Genomic DNA, 22675 nt, shown 5'->3' with positions numbered 1-22675 from the left:
GAAGACATGGTACACTACAAGTATCAGAGCTTATAAGTACTTGAAGGAGGCCCTTGCCTTATGGATCAACAAGAAGCAAGAATATTGGTTGTAGATGACGAGGAAAGAATTCGCCGTTTACTACGCATGTATTTAGAGAGAGAAAATTATTCAATAGAAGAAGCGACTAATGGCCAAAAAGCGTTAGAAATGGCCCTAGAGACCGAATATGATTTAATCCTACTGGATGTCATGATGCCTGAAATGGACGGCGTTGAGATGTGTCAGGAACTAAGGAAAACGAAAGCAACTCCGGTCATGATGTTAACGGCTAAAGGAGAAGAAGGGAACCGCGTACAAGGCTTTGAGGTTGGCGCGGATGACTATATTGTTAAACCTTTTAGCCCAAGGGAAGTTGTGTTAAGAGTAAAAGCTTTACTAAGACGCTCATCCACAACTAAGTTTTTACAAACAGATGTTCAAGCAAAAGATTTACTCGTGTTTAACCAATTAACCATTGACAACGACGCTCATCGAGTGAGTGTCGATGGTCAAGATATTGGGTTAACACCAAAGGAATATGAGCTTTTATTTTACTTAGCTCAATCACCGGACAAGGTCTTCTCACGTGAGCAACTGTTAAAAGATGTATGGAATTATGAGTTCTTTGGTGACCTGCGAACAGTTGATACACACGTTAAAAGATTAAGAGAAAAGTTAAACCGAGTATCAGAAGAAACGGCATCTATGATTGCAACTGTATGGGGAGTCGGCTATAAGTTTGAGGCAGCGAGGTCCTAATGCTTTGGCAAAGTGTAGTTGGTAAGCTATGGTTTACCATTTTACTGTTAGTATCAGCAGTACTCGCGATCTTAATGGTTTTATTGCTCCAGTCCTTGGAGCAATTTAATCTTAAAGAGGCGGAAACGCAGCTTCAAAAACATACGACGATGGTTGCATCTATATACGAAGAACAAGGGAACGAGCCGAACGGGCGAGAAATGATTCGTCAGTATGGAGAGAATTTTAATATTAACATTGCCATTTTTGAAGATGGCCAAAAAAGCTGGGGATCAGAGAATCATTTAGATGTTACCTTACCTGCGTCTTTTTTCTTAAGTGACGAAGAGCTTTCAACCGTAATTGAATTTAATCAAGTGGTTGTTAAAGAAGGTGATTTCTCTGGATCCGCATCTAATCAAGATGAAATTATGGTTGTAGGAGTTCCACTGGCTGGTCAATCGGGCGGTGGTGTTTTTATGTATCAAACGCTATCTGCTTTTGAACAAACGTCAAATGAAACAAGAAGATTAGTGTACTTATCCGCAGGAATTGCCATTGTTCTAACAACAATCTTTGCTTTTTTCCTTTCATCAAGAGTCACTGCCCCTTTACGTAAAATGCGGCAGGCGGCGCTAGAAGTAGCAGAAGGAAACTTTCAAACGAAGGTTCCTATCCTTACTCATGATGAAATTGGTCAGTTAGCCATTGCTTTCAACCGGATGAGAAGAGAGCTTAACCGTAATATTGCTGCCCTCAATCAAGAAAAAGAGCAGCTTGCCCGAATTTTAAGTAGTATGGCGGATGGTGTTATGACTTTTAACCGTAAAGGAGAAGTCGTAGTTATGAATCCACCTGCTGAGCGATTCTTTGAGGATTGGCGTTATGAAAAGGAAGATCAGCCTCTAGTAGCATCAAATCTACCTGAGGAAATGAGTCAGCTTTACTTAAACGTTTTAGGTGAAGAAGAAGAGGAACTGATTGAACTTGTGGTGCAGGGCAGAAGCTGGGCCATTTTGATGGCTCCGTTATATGATCAAAAGGATGTACGGGGAGCTGTTGCAGTTATCCGAGATATGACGGAAGAGAGACAGCATGACAAATTAAGAAAAGATTTTATTGCCAATGTTTCACACGAGTTGAGAACGCCTATTTCCCTCCTTCAAGGATATAGTGAAGCGATTGTAGATGATCTTGCGGGTACTGTTGAGGATCAAAAAGAGCTTGCAAAAATCATTTATGATGAATCCTTACGTATGGGAAGGCTAGTTAATGAACTGCTTGATCTAGCACGGATGGAAGCAGGTCATACAGAGCTTAATAAGGATTTAATAAATATAAAAGACTTTTGTGATCGAGTGATACGGAAGTTCCAGGGCTATGCGAAAGATGATGGTATAACTCTTACTACGCATATTGAAGGAGAGCTGCCTGAGTTTCTAATGGATCCTGATCGGATGGAGCAGGTATTAACCAACCTTCTGCATAATGCTATTAGACATACAGAAGAAGGTGGAACGGTAGCCTTAAATGTTCGACTATTTGAGAACTCGGTTGAACTAGATGTGACGGACACGGGAAGTGGAATTCCGGAAGAAGATCTACCGTTTGTATTTGAGCGGTTTTATAAAGGTGACAAATCAAGAACGAGAGGTCGTTCTGGTACAGGGCTTGGGCTAGCCATTGCAAAAAATATCATTTCAGCTCATAAGGGAGAAGTAACGGTTCACAGTCGAATGAACAAAGGTACTACATTTTCTATCGTTCTTCCACGAAAACCTGACCATCCTAGCGAAAAATAAAGAAAAATCTTGTTCCATACGAAACAAGTGGAGGGTGTTAAACGTTGAATGACAGGTTTCTGATTGCAGCTCTTGTTCTTGGCATGACTTTGGTTGCGGGTTGTACGAATCAAATAGAGGAAAATCCCACGGAGAACACAATGGAGGAATCAGAGGATACGTTTGAAACAAGCTATCCTTTAGAGCGTAAAGATGCGTTAGGACGCGACGTTGTTATTGAAGAAGAACCACAGTCTATCGTCTCTCTTATTCCCAGTAATACAGAGATTATCTATGCATTAGATGCTGAAGAAGGACTAGTAGGTCGCTCGGAATTTGATGATTATCCAACTGAAGTGCAAGATGTTGAAAGTATTGGTGGTATGGAATTTGATGTAGAGAAAATCATTGAGCTTGAACCGGATTTGATTCTTGCGCATCAATCAGGTGCAGCGCAAGCAGAGCATGCATTTGAACAATTAGATCAAGCAGGGTATCCTGTTTTTATTGTAGATGACGCCCAAACGGTTGAGGCAGTCTATGATACCATTGAACAGATTGGTGAGCTGCTTAATAAGCAGGCAAATGCAGAAGACGTAGTGGAGAATATGGCTAATCAGTTTCAAGAATTAGCAGAAATTACACAGAAACAGCAGGATGATCAACGCTCCGTTTGGATTGAAATTTCATCTCAACCCATATTTGTTGCTGGTACCCAGACTTTTCTTGACGAATTATTGAGTGTAGGACATGCCAAAAACGCAGCAGACGATCAGGAGGGGTGGGTAGAGTTAAGTGAAGAAATCGGGATTACCTATAACCCCGATGTCATTATCTCTACATATGATGGATCTGAGTCCATTAAAGAACGACCAGCCTGGGACCGGGTAAAAGCAGTGGAAGAAAATCGAGTGTTTGATATCGACGCAAATCTTGTCAGTCGTCCAGGCCCACGTTTAGCAGAAGGAGCTTGGGACCTTGCAGAGCTTGTGTATCCAGAGGATTTTGAATAAATAGTAGCGAAGAGGCCGGGACATAACAATTCCCAGCCTCTTTTCAAATGAAAGGAGTAGCATTTATATGAAAATCTATACAAAACAAGGTGACAAAGGCGAAACATCCATTATCGGAGGAAAACTGCCTAAGCATGATAGCCAAATAGAATTACTTGGAACACTTGATGAATTAAACAGCTTTGTGGGGATGGCTCGTGCCGAGTTAGCATATCCAGAACTTGAACATGAGCTGCTAAAAATTCAACATGAACTCTTTGACTGTGGGAGTGATCTATCATACATACAACTGGAACATACTTATGAAAAGAAGCTAACTGATATAGAAACAGTCTGGCTTGAAAAACGAATGGACTTCTGGATGGGTGAGACTCCACCGATCAAGCGATTTATATTGCCTGGTGGGACAAAAGCAGCTGCTACTTTACATGTTTGTCGAACGATGGCTCGCAAAGCAGAGAGGCAATTAACAAGATGTCTTGATGAGAAGGGCGCTGCCAACCCAACAATTCAACAATATTTAAACCGCTTATCGGATTATTTTTTTGTTGTGGCGAGAGTAGCGAACGCCTTTCACTCAACCTCTGATATTGAATATATTCGAGGAACCGATGTGTTTCGGTTTTTTGAGAAAGAAGACTAGTAATATGTGTCATATGATTGTTCCCCTCGCATAGGTATACATTTGGGGGGAGAAATCATATGAGAACATGGTCTATTCTGTTTGGTGTGAGTGTAGCGTCATTCAGTTTGCTTATCGCTTGTCAAGCTGAACCGCCGCACACTGAATCAAAACAGCTTCCTTTAAAAGAGGAATCCAATCGTTTACACAAAGAACGGATTGTATGGGATGAACTGGAATTAATTGATCATGAAGAGAATACGAGGACTGTTTCATTAGCTGATTTTGGCTTCTCAAGCACTGATTTGACGAGTAATCTTAATGAAGAAGCAATTATTGAATTTGCAAGTGAATTAGCATCCACGATAGATACACCTATGAAAAATCCTACCATTGATGAGTTTGGAACCATTACTGAAGGGCAGAATCGAGTCATCTTATCTGAAGAGGAGCTCATTGAGAGCATTCAGACTCTTTCCCCACGCAAGAAAAGCTTACAGCTCCCTATTTATGAAACCGAACCAAGTGTGACAAGTGAACAGCTTGAAGGAATTGATGAATACGAAGTGGCGAGCTTTCGTACATACTTTGATTCAAGCGTAGAGGGTAGAACAAATAATATACAGATCTCAGCTGATGCTATTAATCAGTATGTACTTGGTCCAGGTGATCAGTTTTCATTTAATAAGGTAGTTGGTGAACGAACAAAAGAACGAGGATATGAAGAAGCGATGGAAATCGTTAACAAAGAATTTGTCCTAGGAATAGGTGGAGGCATTTGCCAAACCTCATCAACTTTATTTAATGCTATTGATGCCGCAGGGTTAGAAGTTGTACATCGTTATACTCATTCCAGAGAAATTGGTTATGTCGCACCCGGCCGAGATGCGACGGTTTCTTGGGGAGGACCTGATTTTGTTTTTCAGAATTCCTTTGACCAGCCAGTGATGATCCAAGCAGAGGTTAACCAAGGAGAGCTTGTAGTAAGCGTAGTATCGAACGCACCTTAATGGAGAGAAGGGGTAACAAACATTATGGTTGATTATACAAGAAGAGTTTGTATTGCTTTAGTATTAGCGTTAGTCATCGGATTTTTATTTATCGGAGCTCAAACACTACAAAATCAAGACCAGACATTTCTTTTTAACATGAAAAATGATTCGTCCAAAGCTAGCGAGACAGCTAGCTTTTTCTTATGATAAAATAAAAGAAAAGTATGTGTTCATAGAAAGGTTTCTACTCCATGACAGACCCGCGCTTAAAAGCTGAATTGCTATCTTGGTTTAATCAACGAATGGATTTATCGAGTACACAAATCGATATTGTAGATGGTTTTGTATTCATGTTAAGAAAAGTAAATGCACAATCAAATCTACGTACAGTCAGTTCAAAAGAGTTTCACCCTCGCTTTTGGAGAGCCCATCATCGAGCATTTGGTTACCGGATTCGTACCAAAAGGGACGTAGAAGCGGCTAAACAAATGCATGAATTTTATCTCCGAATTGCTTTTCATGAAGAATTCCTCATGCATCATCACAATCGGATTATTCTCTCGATCAAAGGAAAAATGTATTTAACCTTATCAAAGGAAGAACAGCTGGAACAAATCCTAACCCATATCTGGTCATGAATACGAGTGAGTGAAACGCACACACTAATCCAATCAGATCACAACCGAACCTTATCTTTGTTTAGGTTGGACTCATTGGAGGTCATCATGAATGGATACCACAGTATGGCTTGAATATGCTTGGGTGTTACTTGTTCTTATCGGATTAGAAGGGATTTTGGCTGCTGATAATGCGGTCGTTTTAGCGATGGTTATTAGACATCTGCCTGATGATCAGCGGAAAAAAGCATTATTTTATGGCCTCGCAGGTGCGTTTGTTTTTCGTTTTGCATCGTTATTTCTTATCTCCTACTTAGTTGATGTGTGGCAAATCCAAGCGATTGGTGCAATTTATCTTTTATACTTAGCCCTGCACTATACCTGGAGAAAATATATACTCCATAAAACAAAATCAGCGAAATCGGTTAAAGCTCCAGCGAGTTTCTGGAAAACTGTATTAAAAGTTGAATTAGCTGATTTTGCCTTTGCTGTAGATTCTATCCTTGCTGCGGTGGCACTAGCAATGACACTACCTGAGACACCATTACCGAGGATTGGTCAAATGGACGGTGGTCAATTTTTTATTGTGTTACTTGGGGGAATTGTAGGAATTGTCATTATGAGATTTGCCGCAAGTAAGTTTGTTGGCTTACTTGAGAAAAGGCCAAATCTTGAAACGGGTGCGTACATCATTGTAGGATGGGTCGGAGTAAAGCTTGCCGTTTTTACATTAAGCCATCCTGATCTAGGCGTATTACCTGAACACTTTCCTGAATCAACGTCTTGGAAGCTTATTTTCTGGGGAGTCCTCATCCTTATCATTCTCATAAGTTGGGTTACTTCAGGTAAAAAAGGAATCAAACAAAAAGAAACCACGGTGTGAGCCGTGGTTTCTTCATGTTTAACATTCAATCGTTTCTGCAAATTGAATCTCATCAATCTCTTGTAGTTGATCGATGACAATCTGATCAACCAGCTTATCCACCGTTACAAGCATGATGGCTTGCCCACCTGCTTCTTGTCTACCCACTTGCATCGTTGCAATGTTGACATCGTGCTCGGCAAGAAGTTGACCCATCTTTCCGATTACACCTGGCTTATCATTATGCTGAATGTAGAGGATATGACCCTCTGGAATGAAATCAACAGAGAATCCATTCATATTGACGATACGTGCGCCGTATTCTTTTACATACGTTCCTTGAATGGAGAAAGAGCGTTCTTCTCCTTTCACAACTGCGTGAATGAGGTTAGAGTAACCAAATGTATCGGACACTTGCTTCTCTCCAAAGCTGATTCCGCGTTCTTTTGCAATGAACGAAGCATTCACGTCATTCACAGCAGCATCAACTCTAGGCTGAAGGAATCCGGCAATTAAGCTTCGTGTGGTAATGGTTGTTTCGAAATCCGCAACATTGCCACTATAATGAACATCGATCTCTTGTACAGGTGTGCGAAGAACCTGGGACAGGATGTTCCCCATTTTTTTCGTTAATTGATAATATGGTTTTACCTTTTCATAAACCTCTTTAGAGAGAGTAGGTAAGTTAATTGAATTTGTAGCAGGTGACCCTTGAAGAAAATGAAGTACTTCTTCAGATACTTGAGAAGCTACATTTAGTTGCGCTTCTTTTGTAGATGCTGCGATATGTGGTGTAGCTATGACATTGTCAAAGTCAAGAAGCTCTCGATCTGTAGCAGGTTCTTCCACAAATACATCTAATGCGGCACCAGCGACATGACCATTCGCTAAGTAATGCTTTAATGCTTGTTCATCTATAATTCCGCCACGTGCACAGTTGATAAGAAAAACACCAGGCTTTGTTTTTGCAATGTTTTTCATGCCTAAAAGCCCTTTTGTTTCTTTAGTTAGTGGAGTATGAACAGTAATAATATCAGCTACAGCTAACACTTCGTCAACAGAACCAAGCTCAACACCAAGCTTCTCAGCACGATCCTTAGTTAAAAATGGATCAAATACGACAAGCTTCATTTCAAATGCTTTAGCACGTTGGGCAATCTGTGAACCAATTCGACCGAAACCAATAATTCCGAGTGTTTTTAATCGAAGCTCGGACCCTTGATACTTGCTACGATTCCATTGACCCGCTTTAATAGAAGCGTTCGCTTGTGGAATGTTTCGTAACAGTGAGCTCATCATGGCAAAGGTATGCTCGGCTGTTGATATTGTATTTCCGTCTGGAGCATTCACAACTACGACTCCGTGTTTTGTTGCAGCATCAAGATCAACATTATCAACACCAACACCAGCTCTTGCAACGATTTTTAGGTTAGGCATTTTTGACAACAGTTCATCTGTTACTGTTGTAGCGCTGCGAATGAGTAATGCATCAAACACCGATAAGTCTTCAACATCATTTACATTTTGCTCGACACATGTAACGAGATCACTTTCAAGTAAAGGTTGAAGTCCTTCTTTACTCATTGCATCAGATACAAGAATCTGAAACACACCCGTTTTCTTCGCTTGTTCTTCTGTCTCTGCTACCATTTGATGTTCCATTCTCCAACCACTCCCTTTGAGTACTATATTACTTTGTCGCGGCACTGTGAAAGCGTTTATCTAAAAAAAAAACTCCACCCCTCACAACAAAATGTCGTGAGGGGCGAAGTCCGCGGTACCACCCTCATCATCTGAACACAAAAACGTTCAGCTCTCATAGAGATCTCAATAACGATAACGGGAAAAACCCGAATACACCTACTAAAAGGTTCAATGTATTAACTCGGAAGGGCTATCCAAAAAAGTTCTTACTGACTTTCACCAACCGTCAGCTCTCTAAAAAGAAACCTTTTTTTCATTCTTCCTCAGTGTTTTTATTCATATGATAATTTGAAAGTTCTAATTGTAAGATAATTTATCATAATGATTGAAACCTGTCAACAGACCATTTTAAAGATTCAATGGGATTAAATGATTAAAGAAGGAGGAGGATTTTTGAAGACATACATTGCTGCTAAAGGAGATACCGTTTCGCTAATTGCCTATAAACATCGTATCAGACCGTTTGATATTCTGTTACTTAATCAAGACATTCGATTTGAACAGGATTATGTTTATCCGGGGATGAACGTACAACTTCCAAATCATGCAATACCCCAGTCAGCCATTAGGGAAGATGATGATTTGTTTTGTGAGTTTGGATATGCACAGCTTGAAGAAAATCGACTTAAGCTTGAGGAATTGGGAGTAAAAGCTATAAGAATTGGCCATTCCGTAATGGGAAAGCCAATCTATGCATGGAGTATTGGAAGAGGTAAGAAATCGTGCTTTTACTCTGGAGGATGGCACGCTAATGAGTGGCATACCTCAAAGTTTTTAAGTCGATTTCTTCTAGAGCTAATTAAACATCTTAAACAAAATAAGCAATGGCACGGGTATTCATTAAAAGATTTATTTGACACGGTGCAGCTTCACATTGTGCCTATGGTAAATCCTGATGGAATTGATTTAGTCTTACAAGGGGTATACGATGGCCACCCCCATCAAAGCAATGTGCTTCAAATCAATCAAGGAATCAAGCGATTTAACCATTGGTCGGCAAACATTCGTGGTGTTGATTTAAACCATCAATGGCCGGCAGGTTGGGAAGTAGAAGCGAAGGGTAGCCCACAAAAACCATGGCCAAGACATTATGGTGGACCGCATCCATTATCTGAGCCAGAAGCAGATGCTGTTTATCAATTTGTTCAAAAAATAAATCCGGATTACGTGTTAGCCTTTCATTCACAAGGTCAGGTGATCTATTGGGGGTACCGTCAATTAGAATCAAAAGAGAGCAAAGAAATGGTAGAAAAGCTATGTCAAGTGAGCTCTTATTCAGCAGTGCATACCGCAGATAGCGATGCTGGCTTTAAAGATTGGTTTATTAAAAAAACAAACCGTTCAGGCTTTACAATTGAGGTAGGGACTGGAACAAATCCTCTTCCACCTCAGTCTTTCTCAGAGATATGGACCAATAATGTCGCACTCGCTTTAAAAGGACTTGAGCTATAAAAAAAGGCTTTCCTCTAAAAGAGGTAAGCCTTTTTTCTATTCGAACTTAAGTGCGTCGCCATCAAATGATTCATCAGCCACTTTGATTGAATCCGTTGGACAGCCTTCATGTGCATCGACCATGTCTTCTTCCAGTTCTTCTGGAATTGCAGCAGTTCCTGCATTGTCATCTAAGATCACAAATGCAATGCCTTCATCATCATAATCGTAAATATCTGGAGCTGCAGCACCACAAGCGCCACAAGCGATACAGGTATCTTTATCTACAATTGTATATTTAGCCATTTATGTATACCTCCATTCAAGCGAACTTTCCCATTAAGACAGTTTGTCGATCATAGGGAGTGCATTATCTTTACCTATTGTAAAGTGTACCCGATTTTTTTTCAACTGAATCGTACAATCATTTGGTAGAATCCTACGTAATAAGTTGAAATTAATTGAAAAGCAAGCTTGATCTCACAATGTCAGAGAGAATTTTGATACAATATGTAGAAGAAGATTGGATTGTAGGGGGAAAGAAGATGAAGGAAGAGCTACTTCTGATGATGTTATCGTCCTATAAGGGAGAGCGGACAATCTATGGGGCTCAACACATATTACAAGGAAAAAAGTCTGCACAGTCGATTCAGGACGGTCATTTCTTTTCGCTACTTCCTTATTTTCATTTATTCCCTCGAATAACGAGAAAAGAAGTACAACAACTAGCTATATCCCTTGAACAACAACAATTAATTACTTTAGATGATGATCATCGTGCGATTTTAACAGATATAGGTAAGGGTAAGGTAGAATCGTTTAAAAAAGAACATACCTTTCTCCGTCAGTTAGATGGCTGGAAATACATTAAGCTAACGGAAGCTTTTTGGTTAAGATTAACTCTCTATATTCAGACCTGTACTCAGCTTCAACTAAAACAAACAACATTCATTCCCATTACTTCAAATAGAGAAATTCAAACATGGGTGAAAGCCCATTTACAAATAAAAAAAGCGTGCCATCAAGAAAATCTAAATGCACTCTACAACGATCTTGTTCGGTTTCTTGAAACGTGTTCAGATCTTGAAGCTAGAATTTTTGTGGGTCAGCTCACTTCTCCTTCACAAATAGGGTTAACTCTTTTTCAATTAGCAGATCAGCTTCAGGTACATAAAGAGTATGCTTATGTTTTACATAGAGCAACGCTACATAAGCTGTTTCGTGCACTATTAAATGGTCAGTACCCTGCATTGCGTCCTTTTATGGGAGAGCTTAGAGAGCATCGTTTTTCAACTGAAACAGCGAATAAAACAGCTAACTTGTTAAAACAAGGGTTAACAATTGATGAGATTGTTGAAAAAAGAAGATTAAAAAGGAACACGATAGAAGATCATGTTGTAGAATTGGCTTTGTATGATCCATCCTTTTCTATTCGTCCATACATTAGCGAAGAGGACTATCAACAAATAATTACTGCGGCAGAAACACTAAACACATTAAAGCTAAAGCAATTAAGAGACTATGTAGGTCATTCAATTAGTTACTTTATGATTCGAATTGCATTAACAAGAAAGGACTCTTCGTATGAACCTGCACAAAGCGCTTTATAAATGGTTTGGATATACTGAATTTAGAAAGGGGCAAGAAGAAATCATTCAATCCCTATTAGAGGGGGGGGATGTTCTGGCAATGCTCCCAACTGGTACAGGTAAGTCCATCTGTTATCAATTGCCTGCTTTATTATCGGATGGTTTAACTCTCGTTATTTCGCCATTATTGTCCTTGATGCAGGATCAGGTTCAAGAATTAAGAAGTAACGGAATCAAGCGAGTGGCTGCATTAAATAGCATGACAGGATCTGATGAACGAGACGATATTTTTCATCAGCTTGAACTCTATAAATTGCTCTATTTATCACCTGAAATGCTGCAATCTGATTGGGTAGTCGCTAGGCTTAACCGAGTTAAGGTTTCTTATCTTGTTGTTGATGAAGCGCATTGTATTTCCCATTGGGGGAAGTCATTCCGAACAGATTACCGCAAGCTTGCACCTGTTCGTAAGAAATTAGGGAATCCACCGTGTCTTGCGATTACGGCTACAGCTACTAAATTAGTTCAAAACGATATCGTTCGTCAGTTGGAGCTTCACTCTGTCAAGACGTATCTATATAGTGTGGATCGCCCAACCATTGCTCAACATGTGCAGGAAGTTTCATCGAATCAATTGAAACTCGAACAGCTAAGCGAGTATATTGGATCTTTAACAGGACCAGGTATTGTTTATTTTCAAACACGAAAATGGGCTGAGTCAGCTTCTGACTATTTAAGGCAGCAAGGTCATAATGAAGTGAGCTATTACCATGGTGGAATGCTACACGAAGATCGTCTGCTAATTCAGCAACAGTTTATGTGTGGCAAGCTTCAGTTAATATGCTGTACAAGTGCTTTTGGTATGGGTGTAAACAAGTCTGATATTCGATATGTCATTCACTTTCAACCTCCACTTGACCTCGAATCTTATTTGCAAGAGATTGGACGAGCGGGGCGTGATGGGAAAAAGAGTGTATCGATTCTTTTGTACAGTCATGAAGACCTCATGCTTGCACATTCCATGATTCAGAAGGATACGCTAGACGAATTTCAGCTACGAACAATCTTATCAGAGGTATCAAAAGGCGGAACTATAAGTGAGCCTGAAGAAAGATCAATTTGTGCAGCGGTGCATTGTTCAGATACAGCGTATCAGATTGTGAAACATGAGTTGGAGAATCAAGGGTATGTGTACAAAAATGATTGGAGCTCTTTCTCAGTAGAAGAGGTTTATCCAGCGTTAAAAAGTAAGCTAGATGAACATGTAAGTGTGATGGAAGGGCGACTGCAATCAATGTGGAATTGGATTAAAACGGACGATTGCAAACGAGAAACCATTCTTCGGTATTTTAGTGAAATATTGGAGCGTAAACCTCGGTCTTGCTGTACGTCATGTGGATTAATCATTAAGAACTTTTATAAAAAAGAGCGTAACGATCAACAATCAAGTGTACAAGAGCAGGATTGGCGTGATCAGCTTAATCTTGTTTTCATGAAAGGTCAATCAAAATGAATAACAAAGAACGTCATTTGAATGGTTTAACGACACGCATTCTTTATTTAAATGCTTATCTTACACAGGTCGTTCTTCTAATCGTAGCAGGAGCATTAATCTGGGTTTTTAACATTCCTGTAGCACAAATGGTTCAGCTGCAGTCGGATCCTATTCTACCTTTAATCGGAATAGGCATAATTGTTGCAAGTATCGTCTTACTTCTTGAGTGGGTCCTAACAAAAATCGTTTCGAAAGAGGCACTTGATGACGGGGGCATAAATAAACTGATTTTTGGCAGGATGTCTCTGATCCATATCTTGTTTTTTTGCTTAATCGTAAGTGTGGTTGAGGAACTATTATTTCGAGCAGTTATTCAGACGCTTATTGGAATAGTTGGGGCGAGTGTGCTCTTTGCTGTTATTCATGTGCGTTACATAAAAAAACCGGTCTTGTTTGGAGTGATGGTCGCTGTTAGTTTTAGTTTGGGATTGCTCTTTCAATGGACAAACCATTTAGCCGCTCCAATCACTGCGCATTTTTTTATTAACTTTATTGCCGCATTATTGATTCGTTTCCCATTAAAGAGATTAAGAAGGAGTGAGAATTAATGAGTTCTGCAGAGAGAAAGAAGAGATCTGAACACATTGACGAACATAGGTCAGAAACACTGCCTCCTCGAGCCGAAAGGAGAGAGCAGCGACAGCGCCAGAAAAAAAGTGCGACTTTTCCATTAGCGACGGTATTACTTGTTGTATTTCTAGGGTTAGTTGGGCTGGCTATCTTTTTAGGAGGAGCAAGATAGTTCTAAAACGTAACATTCATTTATATAGTAGATAGAAAAAGGGAGCTACTTAAATGAAAGTTCAACTTAATCTTAAGGACAACCCTGTAGCTAAACAAATTTTGGATGAGTTAATCAATCGAAAGACAAAACTTGATCAGTTTGAGAAAAGAAAAAATAGAGCAAGTCTTATTGTGATCATATTAATTCTTGTATTCGCTGCATTTGGAGTGAAGTGGGGTGGTCATGGGATGTTAGGACTTCCTTTTTCCTTAAATGGATTTATTGGGATCTTCTTAGCCATGTTACTAGGTATCGGTTGTTTCCGTATGTTTCACTTTAATAAAAAAACAGACAAAGCGGATAAAGAATTTGAGGAATTACGAGAAGAATTTATCCAACGACAAGAAGAATTTTGGCAGGACGATCGGAATTGGAAAGAACGTCATAAGGTTTTTACTCAGCTTCAACATACACATGATATCAATGTATTCTACCGGTAATACGGTGGTTATGAGAAATGCTTTTGACAAAAACTTCATCTATCAGCTAAACTAGAAGTAGATAAGGTTAGGGAGTGATCAATCATGTCAATGAGTCAATTTTTGGCAGTCCTTGGGTTTGGTGGACTAGCTGTTTTACTTGCACTATTTATGGCAATTGGTTTACTGAAACTATCACAGAAATCAGATTAACCAGGTTGATACTCTTATGCAGGGTATCAGCTTTTTTTTAATCAGTTCTATACTTTGAAGGAGGTTTACATATATGAGTACATTATTTGATCGGTTAGAAACGTTATATCCTGAAATGGTGGATATTAGAAGGAAACTTCATGCTGAACCGGAGCTTTCTTTCCATGAAGTTAAAACACCTGCATTCATTGCCGACTATCTTGAAGATCTAGGTGTTGAAGTAAAGCGCAATGTAGGAGGACGCGGAGTTGTTGGTTATATTAAAGGTGGTCTGCCAGGTAAAACAGTCGCACTAAGAGCTGATTTTGACGCGCTTCCAATTCAAGAGGATACAGGATTGGACTTCTCTTCTAAAACTCCTGGTGTCATGCATGCTTGTGGACATGATGGACACACAGCTACTTTACTTGTTTGTGCAAAGGTGTTAATGGAACACCGTGATCAATTAAAGGGAACGATTGTTCTGATCCATCAATTTGCTGAAGAATTAGCTCCAGGTGGGGCAATTGCAATGATTAAAGATGGCTGCTTAGATGGCGTTGATGTTATTTATGGAACGCATCTGTGGAATCCGATTCCTGTAGGGGAAGTTGGGTATCTTGGTGGTCCTATTATGGCAGCAGCGGACCGTTTTGAAGTAACGATTCAAGGGAAAGGCGGACACGGGGCATCCCCACACGAAACGGTTGATGCGGTGGCTGTTGGTTCTTCAATCGTTCAGAACTTGCAACATATAGTTAGTAGACAAGTGGACCCATTAAAGTCTGCTGTTGTCACAACGGCTTCTTTCCAAGCTGGCGGACCATTTAATGTGATTGCTGATACAGCGGAGCTAATAGGGACAGTGAGAAGCTTTGAGGAAGAAGTACAAGATTTAGTGATTGAGAAGATGGAACAAATGATTAAAGGTACGTGTGAAGCTATGGGTGCAACGTATTCATTTAATTATGTGAAAGGTTATCCAGCTGTGATCAATGATTCAGGTGAAACTGAGCGATTTGCAGAGGTTGCTAAAGCGATCCATAATCCCGAAAAGGTTATAGAAACAGCACCAGTTATGGGTGGGGAAGACTTTGCATATTATTTACGTGAAGTGCCAGGCACATTCTTCTTTACTGGTTCAGGCAATCCTGAAATTGGAGCGGATTATCCACACCATCATCCCAAGTTCACATTTGATGAAAAAGCTATGCTAACCGCAGCAAAATGTTTGATCCAGGCGGCAATTACGTATCAAGAATAATCGTTCGTAAGCGGATGATTGGGCAAACAATCTTCTGTAGTGTATATTGGGTATGAAAGAAAAGAGGCGAGACTATTGAGATGGTTTCCTTTAATAGGGGTAGCCGGTTTACTTGCCATCCCACTTCTAAAAAAGATGCGCGCAACCGCGCGTGAACATCGTTTAATTAAACAAACTATTCATTTGGACCGCTTACCAGAAGCATTTGATAACAGTAAGCTGTTTTTTATATCAGACGTTCATCGACGGATTGTATCTCCTCACTTGCTTAAAGAGGTTGGGAAATGTGATCTAGTTATTATAGGAGGAGACTTACTTGAAAAGGGAGTCTCTTTAAATCAAGTGAAGGAAAATCTCCGAGCTATCACTTCATGTGGACCCACCTATTTTGTCTGGGGGAACAATGATGTTGAGGTAGATGAGCAGAAGTTCCGATCCTTGCTCCAAGAGTCCGGGGTAACTGAATTAATGAATGAAGGCGTTGTGCTTGAAAGAGAAAATCAACGCCTTTTTCTTGCAGGTGGAGTAGAGCCATTACGTAAAGGTTTGCATAAGGAATTAGTTGATCAGGCAACAGCATATTCATGTTCGTTTTTTGTCTGTCACTTTCCTGAGGCCTTTAAGGAATTATCCTCAAATCATCCATTTTCTTTTTTATTGAGTGGGCATACGCACGGTGGACAAATTCGTATATTTGGATTAGGTCCTGCTCCAAGAGGTTATATAAAGAAAGTGAATGAAGCTGTTCAATTAGTTAGTAATGGGTATGGTACAAGCAAATTGCCTTTACGCTTAGGCGCATTACCGGAGACTCATTTATTTACGTTGAAATCTGGACCGACTTCAATTGAACATCCAATTGTTTATAACGTCTGAGTCTATCACACAATGACTAAGAGCTTGGAGGGGTGTGAATATGACATCACGAGATGGGAAATATAATATAAAGGCAATCTCCACTAGATTAGGCATCCAACCAGGAACTCTACGGGCGTGGGAACGTAGGTATAAGGTCATTCAACCTACGCGAAATGCTGCTGGTCATAGGCTCTATTCGGAGCAACAGCTACATGTTCTGCACTGGCTAATTGAAAAAGTTAATCAAGGCTTTACAATTGGACAAGCTGTTGAATGGTTTGAAATGGATAAAAAACAAACGAACCAGGCGACTGTGGAAAAAGAAGATTTCACCTATCAATTAGCGTGTGAAATGAAGCAGGCTCTCTTACAATTTAACGAATACGAAGCGTCTCAGTTGTTAAATAAAGCATTTAGTCTCTATAGCATTGAGAAAGTGGCACAAGACATTTTAGGTGTCATTTATCAAGATGTAAAAGCCTTAAAAGAAACGAATCAAATTACAGCAGCTCATGAATTTGTAACGTCCTCATTTGTTGAGACAAAGATTAAACATTTGATGCTTACCTTCCCGATTGATGGTCGTTATCCGAGGGTTGTGACCTGGTTATATGGTGAAGAAAAGCATAACAGCTTACAATGGCTGCTTTTCGCATTATTTTTGAGGCAAAAAGGGATGGAAGTGATTAACTTAGGAGAAGGAATCTCTTTAGATGACGTCGAAACAATGATACGTGAAGTGAAACCGGGAATATGTGTGACTTTTTATCAAAGTCACGATCAAATCGAAAGTGTTTCTTCACTTAATCGTACACTAGAGAAATTGTTTCCTCGAATGGAGCTTGCAATAGGAGGAGAAAAGAGCTTACAGCATGTTTGTGCCGATTTTGTACCAATCGGGTCTAGCCAGGTAGAATGGGAAGAATGGCTCAATAATTGGTTAAGCTACCCTTAATATGTGAAAGAAGGGCTTCTGTATAAGCACCATATGACGCTTTTTAACATACCGTATGTTAGAAGAAACGGTTTTTGCGGGTATGAGGAATGGTTTCGTGATAAGGGAGGGACCAAGATGCGTCTAGAGCGATTAGCTGTTGATAAATTTAAAGTGTTTTTAACTTTTGATGATATGCAAGATCGAGGAATTACGAAAGAAGATTTATGGCAGGATGTTCCAAAAGTGCATGATCTTTTTCGAGATATGATGTTAGAAGCAGATGATGAGCTAGGGTTCAAAGTGGATGGTCCAATCGCTGTTGAGGTATTTGCCATGCCGGCGCAAGGAATGGTCTTTATTGTAAGTAAGGGTCAAGCAGATGACGATTTTGATGATGATGGATTTGAAGAAGGATTCATCGAAATGCAAGTGACGCTTGATGAGACGGACGAGATTTTTTATGAGCTTGATCACTTTGAGGCAGCAATCGGTCTGGCTTCTAGATTATATTCATTTGGTGTGAAAGGTGGGAGACTCTATTCCTTCCAGGATCGATATTTCATGAAATTCGATGAATATGATATTGAAGAAGTAAATGAATCAGCTCTTATAGCTTTGCTTGCTGAATTTGGGAATCCTTCTACCATTTCTTCGTTCAGAGTTAATGAGTACGGAAAGCAATTAATGGAAACAGATGCGGTTGAACAATTATATCATTACTTTATTAGGAAATAGTGAATGGCTCTAAGTCATTTACTATTTCTTTATTTTGGCTTTTTATTAGATAATTTTCAAAAAAATCAAGTCTATTGGTCTATAATTTGCTAAAATGGAAATGAGGTGAGCTTAAAATTGGAAAACTCTATATTAATTATAGAAGATGATCAAGAAATTGCGAAAATCATACAAGACTATCTAGAAAGAGAAGGATATGCAACCGTATGGCAGGATGCAGGGGATAAAGGATTAATATCATTTCATAAACAGCCCTTTTCTTTAGTATTAGTTGACTTAATGCTACCTGGAAAAAATGGATTCGAAGTTTGCCAGGAGATTCGAGAAACGAGTGAAGTCCCAATTATTGTAGTAAGTGCTAAGCAAAGTGATCTTGATAAAATACATAGCCTCGGTATAGGGGCAGACGATTATGTGACAAAACCTTTTAGTCCACTTGAACTTGTAGCGAGAATAAGAGCTCAAATTCGACGTCATCACAGCTACCAATCTAAACTTCTCCAACAAACTCAAAGAGAATTGAGTTTTCAAGAGGTAAGCATTGATCAAAGTGGTAGAACCGTCTCGCTGAATGGTGAGTATGTCCCACTCACAGCAAAAGAATATGAGCTGTTTATCTTTTTAGCGAAAAACCCTGGTCAAGTATTTACAAAGGAGCAACTTTACAGGCAGATATGGCACCAAGCAGACTATGAGGACATCAGAACTGTTACGGTCCATATAAAAAATATCCGTCACAAGTTAAAGGATGGAAAGAAGTTTCCTAAGTATGTTGAAACGGTGTGGGGAGTAGGCTACAAATTTATAGGTCATCAGCATGAGTATTCGTCTTAATTTATATTTCATCTTAATATTTACAGCCATTACGCCATTTCTCGTTACATTTTTGTTTTATGTTCAGCTTACAGGCTGGTATGAGGTAGAGAAATCTGATTCAGAGATGCGCGCGCTATTACGCGCCTCGGAAATCAGTGTGTTAATGAAAAATAACAGTGACAAAGTTCATCAAGGTGGTGCGCTCAAAAAAGCGATTGAGGATGAACTTGAAGCAGATGAATCGATTACCGTGTATTCATCAAATTTCAATCCATTGTTCACAACAAAGGAACAAGGTGTTTCTAGTCAAGGAAGAACATCAAATCAAGTTATGAGAGGCTTGTTTGAGCTAAAAACAACTATACGGGGTCATACATATAAAGAACCGATTTTTGGTAGCAACAACGGGTCCATCGTCGCATACTTTGTGCTTGAAACGGAGCGAACCGCGGTTCAAGAAAAGACGATCGAAACATATTGGATTGCTATTCTTGTGTTTTTATTCGCTGTACTAGGCACACTTACTTTAGTTCATTATTGGTTAAAGCGCCGAATGATCTCCCCTATTAATTATTTGCTTGGTGAGATGCGAGGGATTGGCGAAGGAAACTTAAATGAAGATGTTCAATTTGTAAAAAAACAAAAAGGTGAGATGGGGCAATTAATTTCAGGATTTGAGGACATGAACCATCGGCTAATCGAAGCAAAAAAGAACGAGGAAGAGGAAGTGGCTAATCAGCAGCGATTAATTGCTGCCATTTCTCACGATTTACGCACACCCCTCACGTCTATTAGAGCCTATGCTGAAGGAATGAATGTGCACCGGGATAAACAACAAGATTATGCAAAGGTCATTTTAACTAAAACAGCCTTTATGCAAAAATTGATTGATGATTTACTAGCATACTCTGCGATTCAAGCATCCAGTTTTACACTGGATTTGGCTGAGGTTGAAGCAGAAGAATTAGCTGAATTAATGGTTGACGGCTACGAGGAACAAGGCCGTTCTGTTACGTTTTCTCTGACTACAGCTGTCGAACAAGCAATGGTTCGTTGTGATGTGAACCGGCTGATTCAAGTGATGGACAACTTGGTAACAAATGCCATTCGTTATTCTGATACGGACGGGAAGATTTCAATATTGATTACAAACCAAAGCTCATACCTACCGACATTTGTTGCTTATCAACCAGATCGATTGTATTTTCTAGTGACAGACCGTGGTAGCGGGATACCAAAAGAAGAGCAAGAGCGAATTTTTTCGTCATTCTATCAAATTGAGCATGCAAGAAAACAAAATCATTCAACAGGTGTAGGCTTAGGCTTATCAATCTGTCAGGAGCTTGTTACTAAGCACGACGGTTCCATGCATGTGTATTCTAAAGGCACAGGAAGTACATTCTACTTTTCTATTCCATGCCTGTCAGACAGCCTGAAAAGAAAGGACGAAGAGGAATGATAAAACGTTTAATTCCAATTATTGCAGGGAGTGCTTTATTAACAGGGTGCTTCCAAGAAATGCAAGCGGAGGATATTATCTTTGAGACTTTTGAAAATAATGAAAATCAACAAGCTTATCATCTTGAACTTGCTTCAACAACAAATGGTGAAGAAAACCCTAATACATTAGTGGAATGGCGAGATGAGTTCGGAAATTATCGAACGGAGACATATGAAAATAATGCATTATCCTATGTTTCGGTTCGTTATGATGAGCAAACAATCCATAAAGACTATGAGGATGAAACGATTATATATTCGGATTTTTCATCAACAAATGTGAATCAATCACCATCTCCAAATGAAGCGATGCATGAGATCATTACATTTTATAGTGGTGAATTTGATATCAAACTAGAAGGCACAGAGGATGTGCTTGATCGAAAAACGTATCATTTATGTTTTGACATTAAGGAAGAGCATGACATTGACCTCATTGGAGAAATTGACTTATGGGTTGATTCGAAGACATGGGTTATCTTAAAAGATCGAATTAAAGATGGAGACGATGTGTATGAACGTGAGGCTACTCTCTTTGAAACTGTATCGACATTCCCTGATGACACATTTGTAATAGAAAACGAAGAAAATTTTCCAGAGGAAAACTTTATAGATCGTTTCGCGGCGGAAGCAGTCACGCTTACTGAAGCAAATGAAGCGTTTCCTATTCCGTTTTTAGTATTAGATAATGAGATGCAACTTGATTCAAGCTATATGGCAGAAGATTATATGTTTGATGATTATTATACAATGACACTTAATTATGTGGATGAACGCGGGACTCTGGAGCTATATATTGAGCATGAGTATGGGCTAGAGAAAGTTTTAGGTCTTGAAGAGGAAACAACAGTCCGCAATGAACACGCATTGCTAGTTGATGATCCAAGTCTTATAACAATAAACTGGATAGAAGATGAATTACAGTATTTAGCGACTTTTGATGGAGATTTTACAGCAGAAGAGGCGACTGAAATCGTCGAAAAGATGGATTTTTATCAACCTTAAAAGATAATAGTTGATTTTTTGCCTGACAAGTTTCACTATTAGGAATGGCGAATAGAGTAAAAAAGAACAGCTAGGCAGGAGAGTGGATGAAATGAAAGTTGCCGTTTTATATGGTGGAATATCAGCAGAACGTGAGGTATCGCTATCTTCTGGAAAAGGAATAATGGAAGCCCTGAAAAGTAAGGGTCATGAAGTGACAGGGATTGATTTTCATCCTGATCGACTACATGACGTGATTCAATTAGACGTAGATATCGTTTATATAGCCCTTCATGGTCGTTTTGGAGAAGACGGGAAGGTTCAAGCCTTATTAGATCTTTTAGGGATTCCATATGTAGGATCTGGGGTTCAAGGATCAGCTCTCGCTCTTGATAAGGCAAAATCAAAAATGTTCTTTGAAAAAGAAGGTACACGTGTCGCCAAAGAGCAAATTTTAATGAAGCATTCGTTTAACGCGTCAGCATTTGTCGCTGAGCTTGATTTTCCGATCGTTGTGAAGCCGAACTTGGAAGGCTCAACCATTGGTTTAACCATTGCCGAAGACGAGTCAATGTTAATGGCTGGCATTAAACAGGCATTTGAATTTGATGAAACGATTATGCTTGAGGAATTTATCGGTGGCACTGAAGTAACGGTTGCAGTTCTTGGTGAGAAAGGTGAAGAAAAAGCCCTGCCTGTTATCGAGATTGTGCCTAAAAATAAATATTATGACTATGAGGCAAAATATGCGGCTGGTGGTAGCGAACATATCATTCCTGCAAGACTTAGCGCTGAGCAAACTGCGTATGTGCAAAAGCATGCCGTTCGTGCTCATCAGACTCTTGGTTGTGAGGTTTATTCCCGAGTTGATTTTATTGTACCTAAAGATGAAACGCAGCTACCAGTTATTCTTGAAGTGAATACTCTACCTGGAATGACGCCTACAAGTTTATTTCCGGATGCCTGCAAAGAAGTTGATTTACCATATGAGGAAATGGTTGAAACCTTATTACAACTGTCTTTAAAGAAATAACGTACAATCGTTTTAAGCCTGCAAGAGTGTCATTCTTGCAGGCTTATTTGTGTGTGCGCCCAGCATGGGTGATAACTTGGTGGTGAAAGTCCACTACAGGCTTGGCAGTAGGAACTGTTAGCTGACGGCAAGGGTGTCCATCGCGAGGTGGAATCTGAAGGAAGCCCGAGGCAAACACTCGCACTGACGGACAGAAATCTCATATGAAGGCTGAAGTAGGGCGGATGA

The 22675-nt window shown here is 39.7% G+C and carries 23 protein-coding genes and 1 other annotated feature; of the genes, 21 read left to right on the top strand and 2 right to left on the bottom strand.

Annotated elements, in window-relative coordinates; translation table 11 throughout:
• Positions 1-60: 60 nt before the first annotated feature.
• The 7 genes from ACQKKO_RS09075 (at position 61) to ACQKKO_RS09045 (ending at position 6667) form a co-directional block, all read left to right on the top strand.
• Positions 61-780, top strand: coding sequence for a response regulator transcription factor (locus ACQKKO_RS09075; RefSeq protein WP_498646397.1), 720 nt, complete (start codon positions 61-63; stop codon positions 778-780).
• The gene (locus ACQKKO_RS09070) at positions 780-2561 is read left to right on the top strand and encodes an ATP-binding protein (protein ID WP_498646395.1); all 1782 of its coding nucleotides are present in this window, start codon (positions 780-782) and stop codon (positions 2559-2561) included. Before ACQKKO_RS09075 ends, ACQKKO_RS09070 begins: the two co-directional genes overlap by 1 nt.
• A 44-nt stretch (positions 2562-2605) precedes the next feature.
• A complete protein-coding gene (locus ACQKKO_RS09065; protein WP_498646393.1) occupies positions 2606-3553 on the top strand; it encodes an ABC transporter substrate-binding protein in 948 nt (315 codons plus the stop codon).
• Positions 3554-3620: 67 nt separating this feature from the next.
• Positions 3621-4196: a cob(I)yrinic acid a,c-diamide adenosyltransferase gene (locus tag ACQKKO_RS09060; protein WP_498646391.1), complete on the top strand. Its 576-nt coding sequence runs from the start codon at positions 3621-3623 to the stop codon at positions 4194-4196.
• Positions 4197-4255: 59 nt separating this feature from the next.
• Positions 4256-5185, top strand: coding sequence for a VanW family protein (locus ACQKKO_RS09055; protein ID WP_498646389.1), 930 nt, complete (start codon positions 4256-4258; stop codon positions 5183-5185).
• 233 nt (positions 5186-5418) lie between these two features.
• On the top strand, positions 5419-5805 hold the full coding sequence (locus ACQKKO_RS09050) for a hypothetical protein (protein ID WP_498646387.1): 387 nt from the start codon (positions 5419-5421) through the stop codon (positions 5803-5805).
• 91 nt (positions 5806-5896) lie between these two features.
• The gene (locus ACQKKO_RS09045) at positions 5897-6667 is read left to right on the top strand and encodes a TerC family protein (RefSeq protein ID WP_498646386.1); all 771 of its coding nucleotides are present in this window, start codon (positions 5897-5899) and stop codon (positions 6665-6667) included.
• A gap of 18 nt (positions 6668-6685) precedes the next feature.
• On the opposite strand, the gene serA is transcribed toward ACQKKO_RS09045, so the two are convergent.
• Positions 6686-8308, bottom strand: a complete 1623-nt coding sequence (serA, locus tag ACQKKO_RS09040) for a phosphoglycerate dehydrogenase (RefSeq protein ID WP_498646384.1) — start codon at positions 8306-8308, stop codon at positions 6686-6688.
• A 96-nt stretch (positions 8309-8404) separates the two neighbouring features.
• Positions 8405-8626, bottom strand: a binding site (T-box leader).
• A gap of 117 nt (positions 8627-8743) precedes the next feature.
• Here serA and ACQKKO_RS09035 point away from each other — a divergent pair.
• The gene (locus ACQKKO_RS09035) at positions 8744-9802 is read left to right on the top strand and encodes a M14 family metallopeptidase (RefSeq protein WP_498646382.1); all 1059 of its coding nucleotides are present in this window, start codon (positions 8744-8746) and stop codon (positions 9800-9802) included.
• Between the two features lie 36 nt (positions 9803-9838).
• Here the strand turns inward: ACQKKO_RS09035 and ACQKKO_RS09030 are convergent, their stop codons facing one another.
• Complete coding sequence (locus ACQKKO_RS09030) at positions 9839-10087, bottom strand: ferredoxin (protein ID WP_498646380.1); 249 nt, start codon at positions 10085-10087, stop codon at positions 9839-9841.
• A gap of 239 nt (positions 10088-10326) precedes the next feature.
• Here ACQKKO_RS09030 and ACQKKO_RS09025 point away from each other — a divergent pair, with 239 nt between their 5' ends.
• The 13 genes from ACQKKO_RS09025 (at position 10327) to ACQKKO_RS08965 (ending at position 22447) form a co-directional block, all read left to right on the top strand.
• Positions 10327-11391: a YpbB family protein gene (locus tag ACQKKO_RS09025; RefSeq protein ID WP_498646378.1), complete on the top strand. Its 1065-nt coding sequence runs from the start codon at positions 10327-10329 to the stop codon at positions 11389-11391.
• Entirely contained in the window at positions 11366-12883 is a 1518-nt protein-coding gene (locus ACQKKO_RS09020; protein WP_498646376.1) for a RecQ family ATP-dependent DNA helicase, read from the top strand. The genes ACQKKO_RS09025 and ACQKKO_RS09020 overlap by 26 nt, the downstream gene beginning before the upstream one ends.
• Positions 12880-13473, top strand: coding sequence for a CPBP family intramembrane glutamic endopeptidase (locus tag ACQKKO_RS09015; protein WP_498646374.1), 594 nt, complete (start codon positions 12880-12882; stop codon positions 13471-13473). Before ACQKKO_RS09020 ends, ACQKKO_RS09015 begins: the two co-directional genes overlap by 4 nt.
• Positions 13473-13667 carry a hypothetical protein gene (locus tag ACQKKO_RS09010; RefSeq protein ID WP_498646372.1) on the top strand — a complete coding sequence of 65 codons (195 nt, stop codon included), beginning with the start codon at positions 13473-13475 and terminating at the stop codon, positions 13665-13667. The genes ACQKKO_RS09015 and ACQKKO_RS09010 overlap by 1 nt, the downstream gene beginning before the upstream one ends.
• A 53-nt stretch (positions 13668-13720) precedes the next feature.
• The gene (locus ACQKKO_RS09005) at positions 13721-14149 is read left to right on the top strand and encodes a DUF2663 family protein (protein WP_498646370.1); all 429 of its coding nucleotides are present in this window, start codon (positions 13721-13723) and stop codon (positions 14147-14149) included.
• A 265-nt stretch (positions 14150-14414) separates the two neighbouring features.
• Positions 14415-15584 carry a M20 family metallopeptidase gene (locus tag ACQKKO_RS09000; protein WP_498646368.1) on the top strand — a complete coding sequence of 390 codons (1170 nt, stop codon included), beginning with the start codon at positions 14415-14417 and terminating at the stop codon, positions 15582-15584.
• A 75-nt stretch (positions 15585-15659) separates the two neighbouring features.
• Positions 15660-16460 carry a metallophosphoesterase gene (locus ACQKKO_RS08995; RefSeq protein WP_498646366.1) on the top strand — a complete coding sequence of 267 codons (801 nt, stop codon included), beginning with the start codon at positions 15660-15662 and terminating at the stop codon, positions 16458-16460.
• 40 nt (positions 16461-16500) lie between these two features.
• Positions 16501-17397: a MerR family transcriptional regulator gene (locus ACQKKO_RS08990; protein WP_498646364.1), complete on the top strand. Its 897-nt coding sequence runs from the start codon at positions 16501-16503 to the stop codon at positions 17395-17397.
• 117 nt (positions 17398-17514) lie between these two features.
• Positions 17515-18114, top strand: a complete 600-nt coding sequence (locus ACQKKO_RS08985; protein ID WP_498646362.1) for a genetic competence negative regulator — start codon at positions 17515-17517, stop codon at positions 18112-18114.
• A gap of 117 nt (positions 18115-18231) precedes the next feature.
• Positions 18232-18948 carry a response regulator transcription factor gene (locus ACQKKO_RS08980; protein ID WP_498646360.1) on the top strand — a complete coding sequence of 239 codons (717 nt, stop codon included), beginning with the start codon at positions 18232-18234 and terminating at the stop codon, positions 18946-18948.
• Positions 18932-20389 carry a sensor histidine kinase gene (locus ACQKKO_RS08975; protein ID WP_498646358.1) on the top strand — a complete coding sequence of 486 codons (1458 nt, stop codon included), beginning with the start codon at positions 18932-18934 and terminating at the stop codon, positions 20387-20389. The genes ACQKKO_RS08980 and ACQKKO_RS08975 overlap by 17 nt, the downstream gene beginning before the upstream one ends.
• Entirely contained in the window at positions 20386-21435 is a 1050-nt protein-coding gene (locus ACQKKO_RS08970; protein ID WP_498646356.1) for a hypothetical protein, read from the top strand. Before ACQKKO_RS08975 ends, ACQKKO_RS08970 begins: the two co-directional genes overlap by 4 nt.
• Before the next feature lie 91 nt (positions 21436-21526).
• Positions 21527-22447, top strand: coding sequence for a D-alanine--D-alanine ligase (locus ACQKKO_RS08965; RefSeq protein ID WP_498646354.1), 921 nt, complete (start codon positions 21527-21529; stop codon positions 22445-22447).
• Positions 22448-22675 lie beyond the last annotated feature (228 nt).

The sequence above is a fragment of the Alkalihalobacillus sp. NPDC127517 genome (genome assembly GCF_050276055.1).
Classification (GTDB): Bacteria; Bacillota; Bacilli; order Bacillales; family Bacillaceae_D; genus Alkalicoccobacillus.
This window is presented reverse-complemented; position numbering and strand designations above follow the sequence as displayed.

What these genes read in the sequence shown, in the direction of transcription:
- ACQKKO_RS09075 (WP_498646397.1), top strand. Translation starts at nt 61, where the DNA reads ATGGATCAACAAGAAGCAAGAATATTGGTTGTAGATGACGAGGAAAGA.
- ACQKKO_RS09070 (WP_498646395.1), top strand. Translation starts at nt 780, where the DNA reads ATGCTTTGGCAAAGTGTAGTTGGTAAGCTATGGTTTACCATTTTACTG.
- ACQKKO_RS09060 (WP_498646391.1), top strand. Translation starts at nt 3,621, where the DNA reads ATGAAAATCTATACAAAACAAGGTGACAAAGGCGAAACATCCATTATC.
- ACQKKO_RS09055 (WP_498646389.1), top strand. Translation starts at nt 4,256, where the DNA reads ATGAGAACATGGTCTATTCTGTTTGGTGTGAGTGTAGCGTCATTCAGT.
- ACQKKO_RS09050 (WP_498646387.1), top strand. Translation starts at nt 5,419, where the DNA reads ATGACAGACCCGCGCTTAAAAGCTGAATTGCTATCTTGGTTTAATCAA.
- ACQKKO_RS09045 (WP_498646386.1), top strand. Translation starts at nt 5,897, where the DNA reads ATGGATACCACAGTATGGCTTGAATATGCTTGGGTGTTACTTGTTCTT.
- serA (WP_498646384.1), bottom strand. Translation starts at nt 8,308, where the DNA reads ATGGAACATCAAATGGTAGCAGAGACAGAAGAACAAGCGAAGAAAACG.
- ACQKKO_RS09030 (WP_498646380.1), bottom strand. Translation starts at nt 10,087, where the DNA reads ATGGCTAAATATACAATTGTAGATAAAGATACCTGTATCGCTTGTGGC.
- ACQKKO_RS09025 (WP_498646378.1), top strand. Translation starts at nt 10,327, where the DNA reads ATGAAGGAAGAGCTACTTCTGATGATGTTATCGTCCTATAAGGGAGAG.
- ACQKKO_RS09020 (WP_498646376.1), top strand. Translation starts at nt 11,366, where the DNA reads ATGAACCTGCACAAAGCGCTTTATAAATGGTTTGGATATACTGAATTT.
- ACQKKO_RS09015 (WP_498646374.1), top strand. Translation starts at nt 12,880, where the DNA reads ATGAATAACAAAGAACGTCATTTGAATGGTTTAACGACACGCATTCTT.
- ACQKKO_RS09010 (WP_498646372.1), top strand. Translation starts at nt 13,473, where the DNA reads ATGAGTTCTGCAGAGAGAAAGAAGAGATCTGAACACATTGACGAACAT.
- ACQKKO_RS09005 (WP_498646370.1), top strand. Translation starts at nt 13,721, where the DNA reads ATGAAAGTTCAACTTAATCTTAAGGACAACCCTGTAGCTAAACAAATT.
- ACQKKO_RS09000 (WP_498646368.1), top strand. Translation starts at nt 14,415, where the DNA reads ATGAGTACATTATTTGATCGGTTAGAAACGTTATATCCTGAAATGGTG.
- ACQKKO_RS08990 (WP_498646364.1), top strand. Translation starts at nt 16,501, where the DNA reads ATGACATCACGAGATGGGAAATATAATATAAAGGCAATCTCCACTAGA.
- ACQKKO_RS08985 (WP_498646362.1), top strand. Translation starts at nt 17,515, where the DNA reads ATGCGTCTAGAGCGATTAGCTGTTGATAAATTTAAAGTGTTTTTAACT.
- ACQKKO_RS08975 (WP_498646358.1), top strand. Translation starts at nt 18,932, where the DNA reads ATGAGTATTCGTCTTAATTTATATTTCATCTTAATATTTACAGCCATT.
- ACQKKO_RS08970 (WP_498646356.1), top strand. Translation starts at nt 20,386, where the DNA reads ATGATAAAACGTTTAATTCCAATTATTGCAGGGAGTGCTTTATTAACA.
- ACQKKO_RS08965 (WP_498646354.1), top strand. Translation starts at nt 21,527, where the DNA reads ATGAAAGTTGCCGTTTTATATGGTGGAATATCAGCAGAACGTGAGGTA.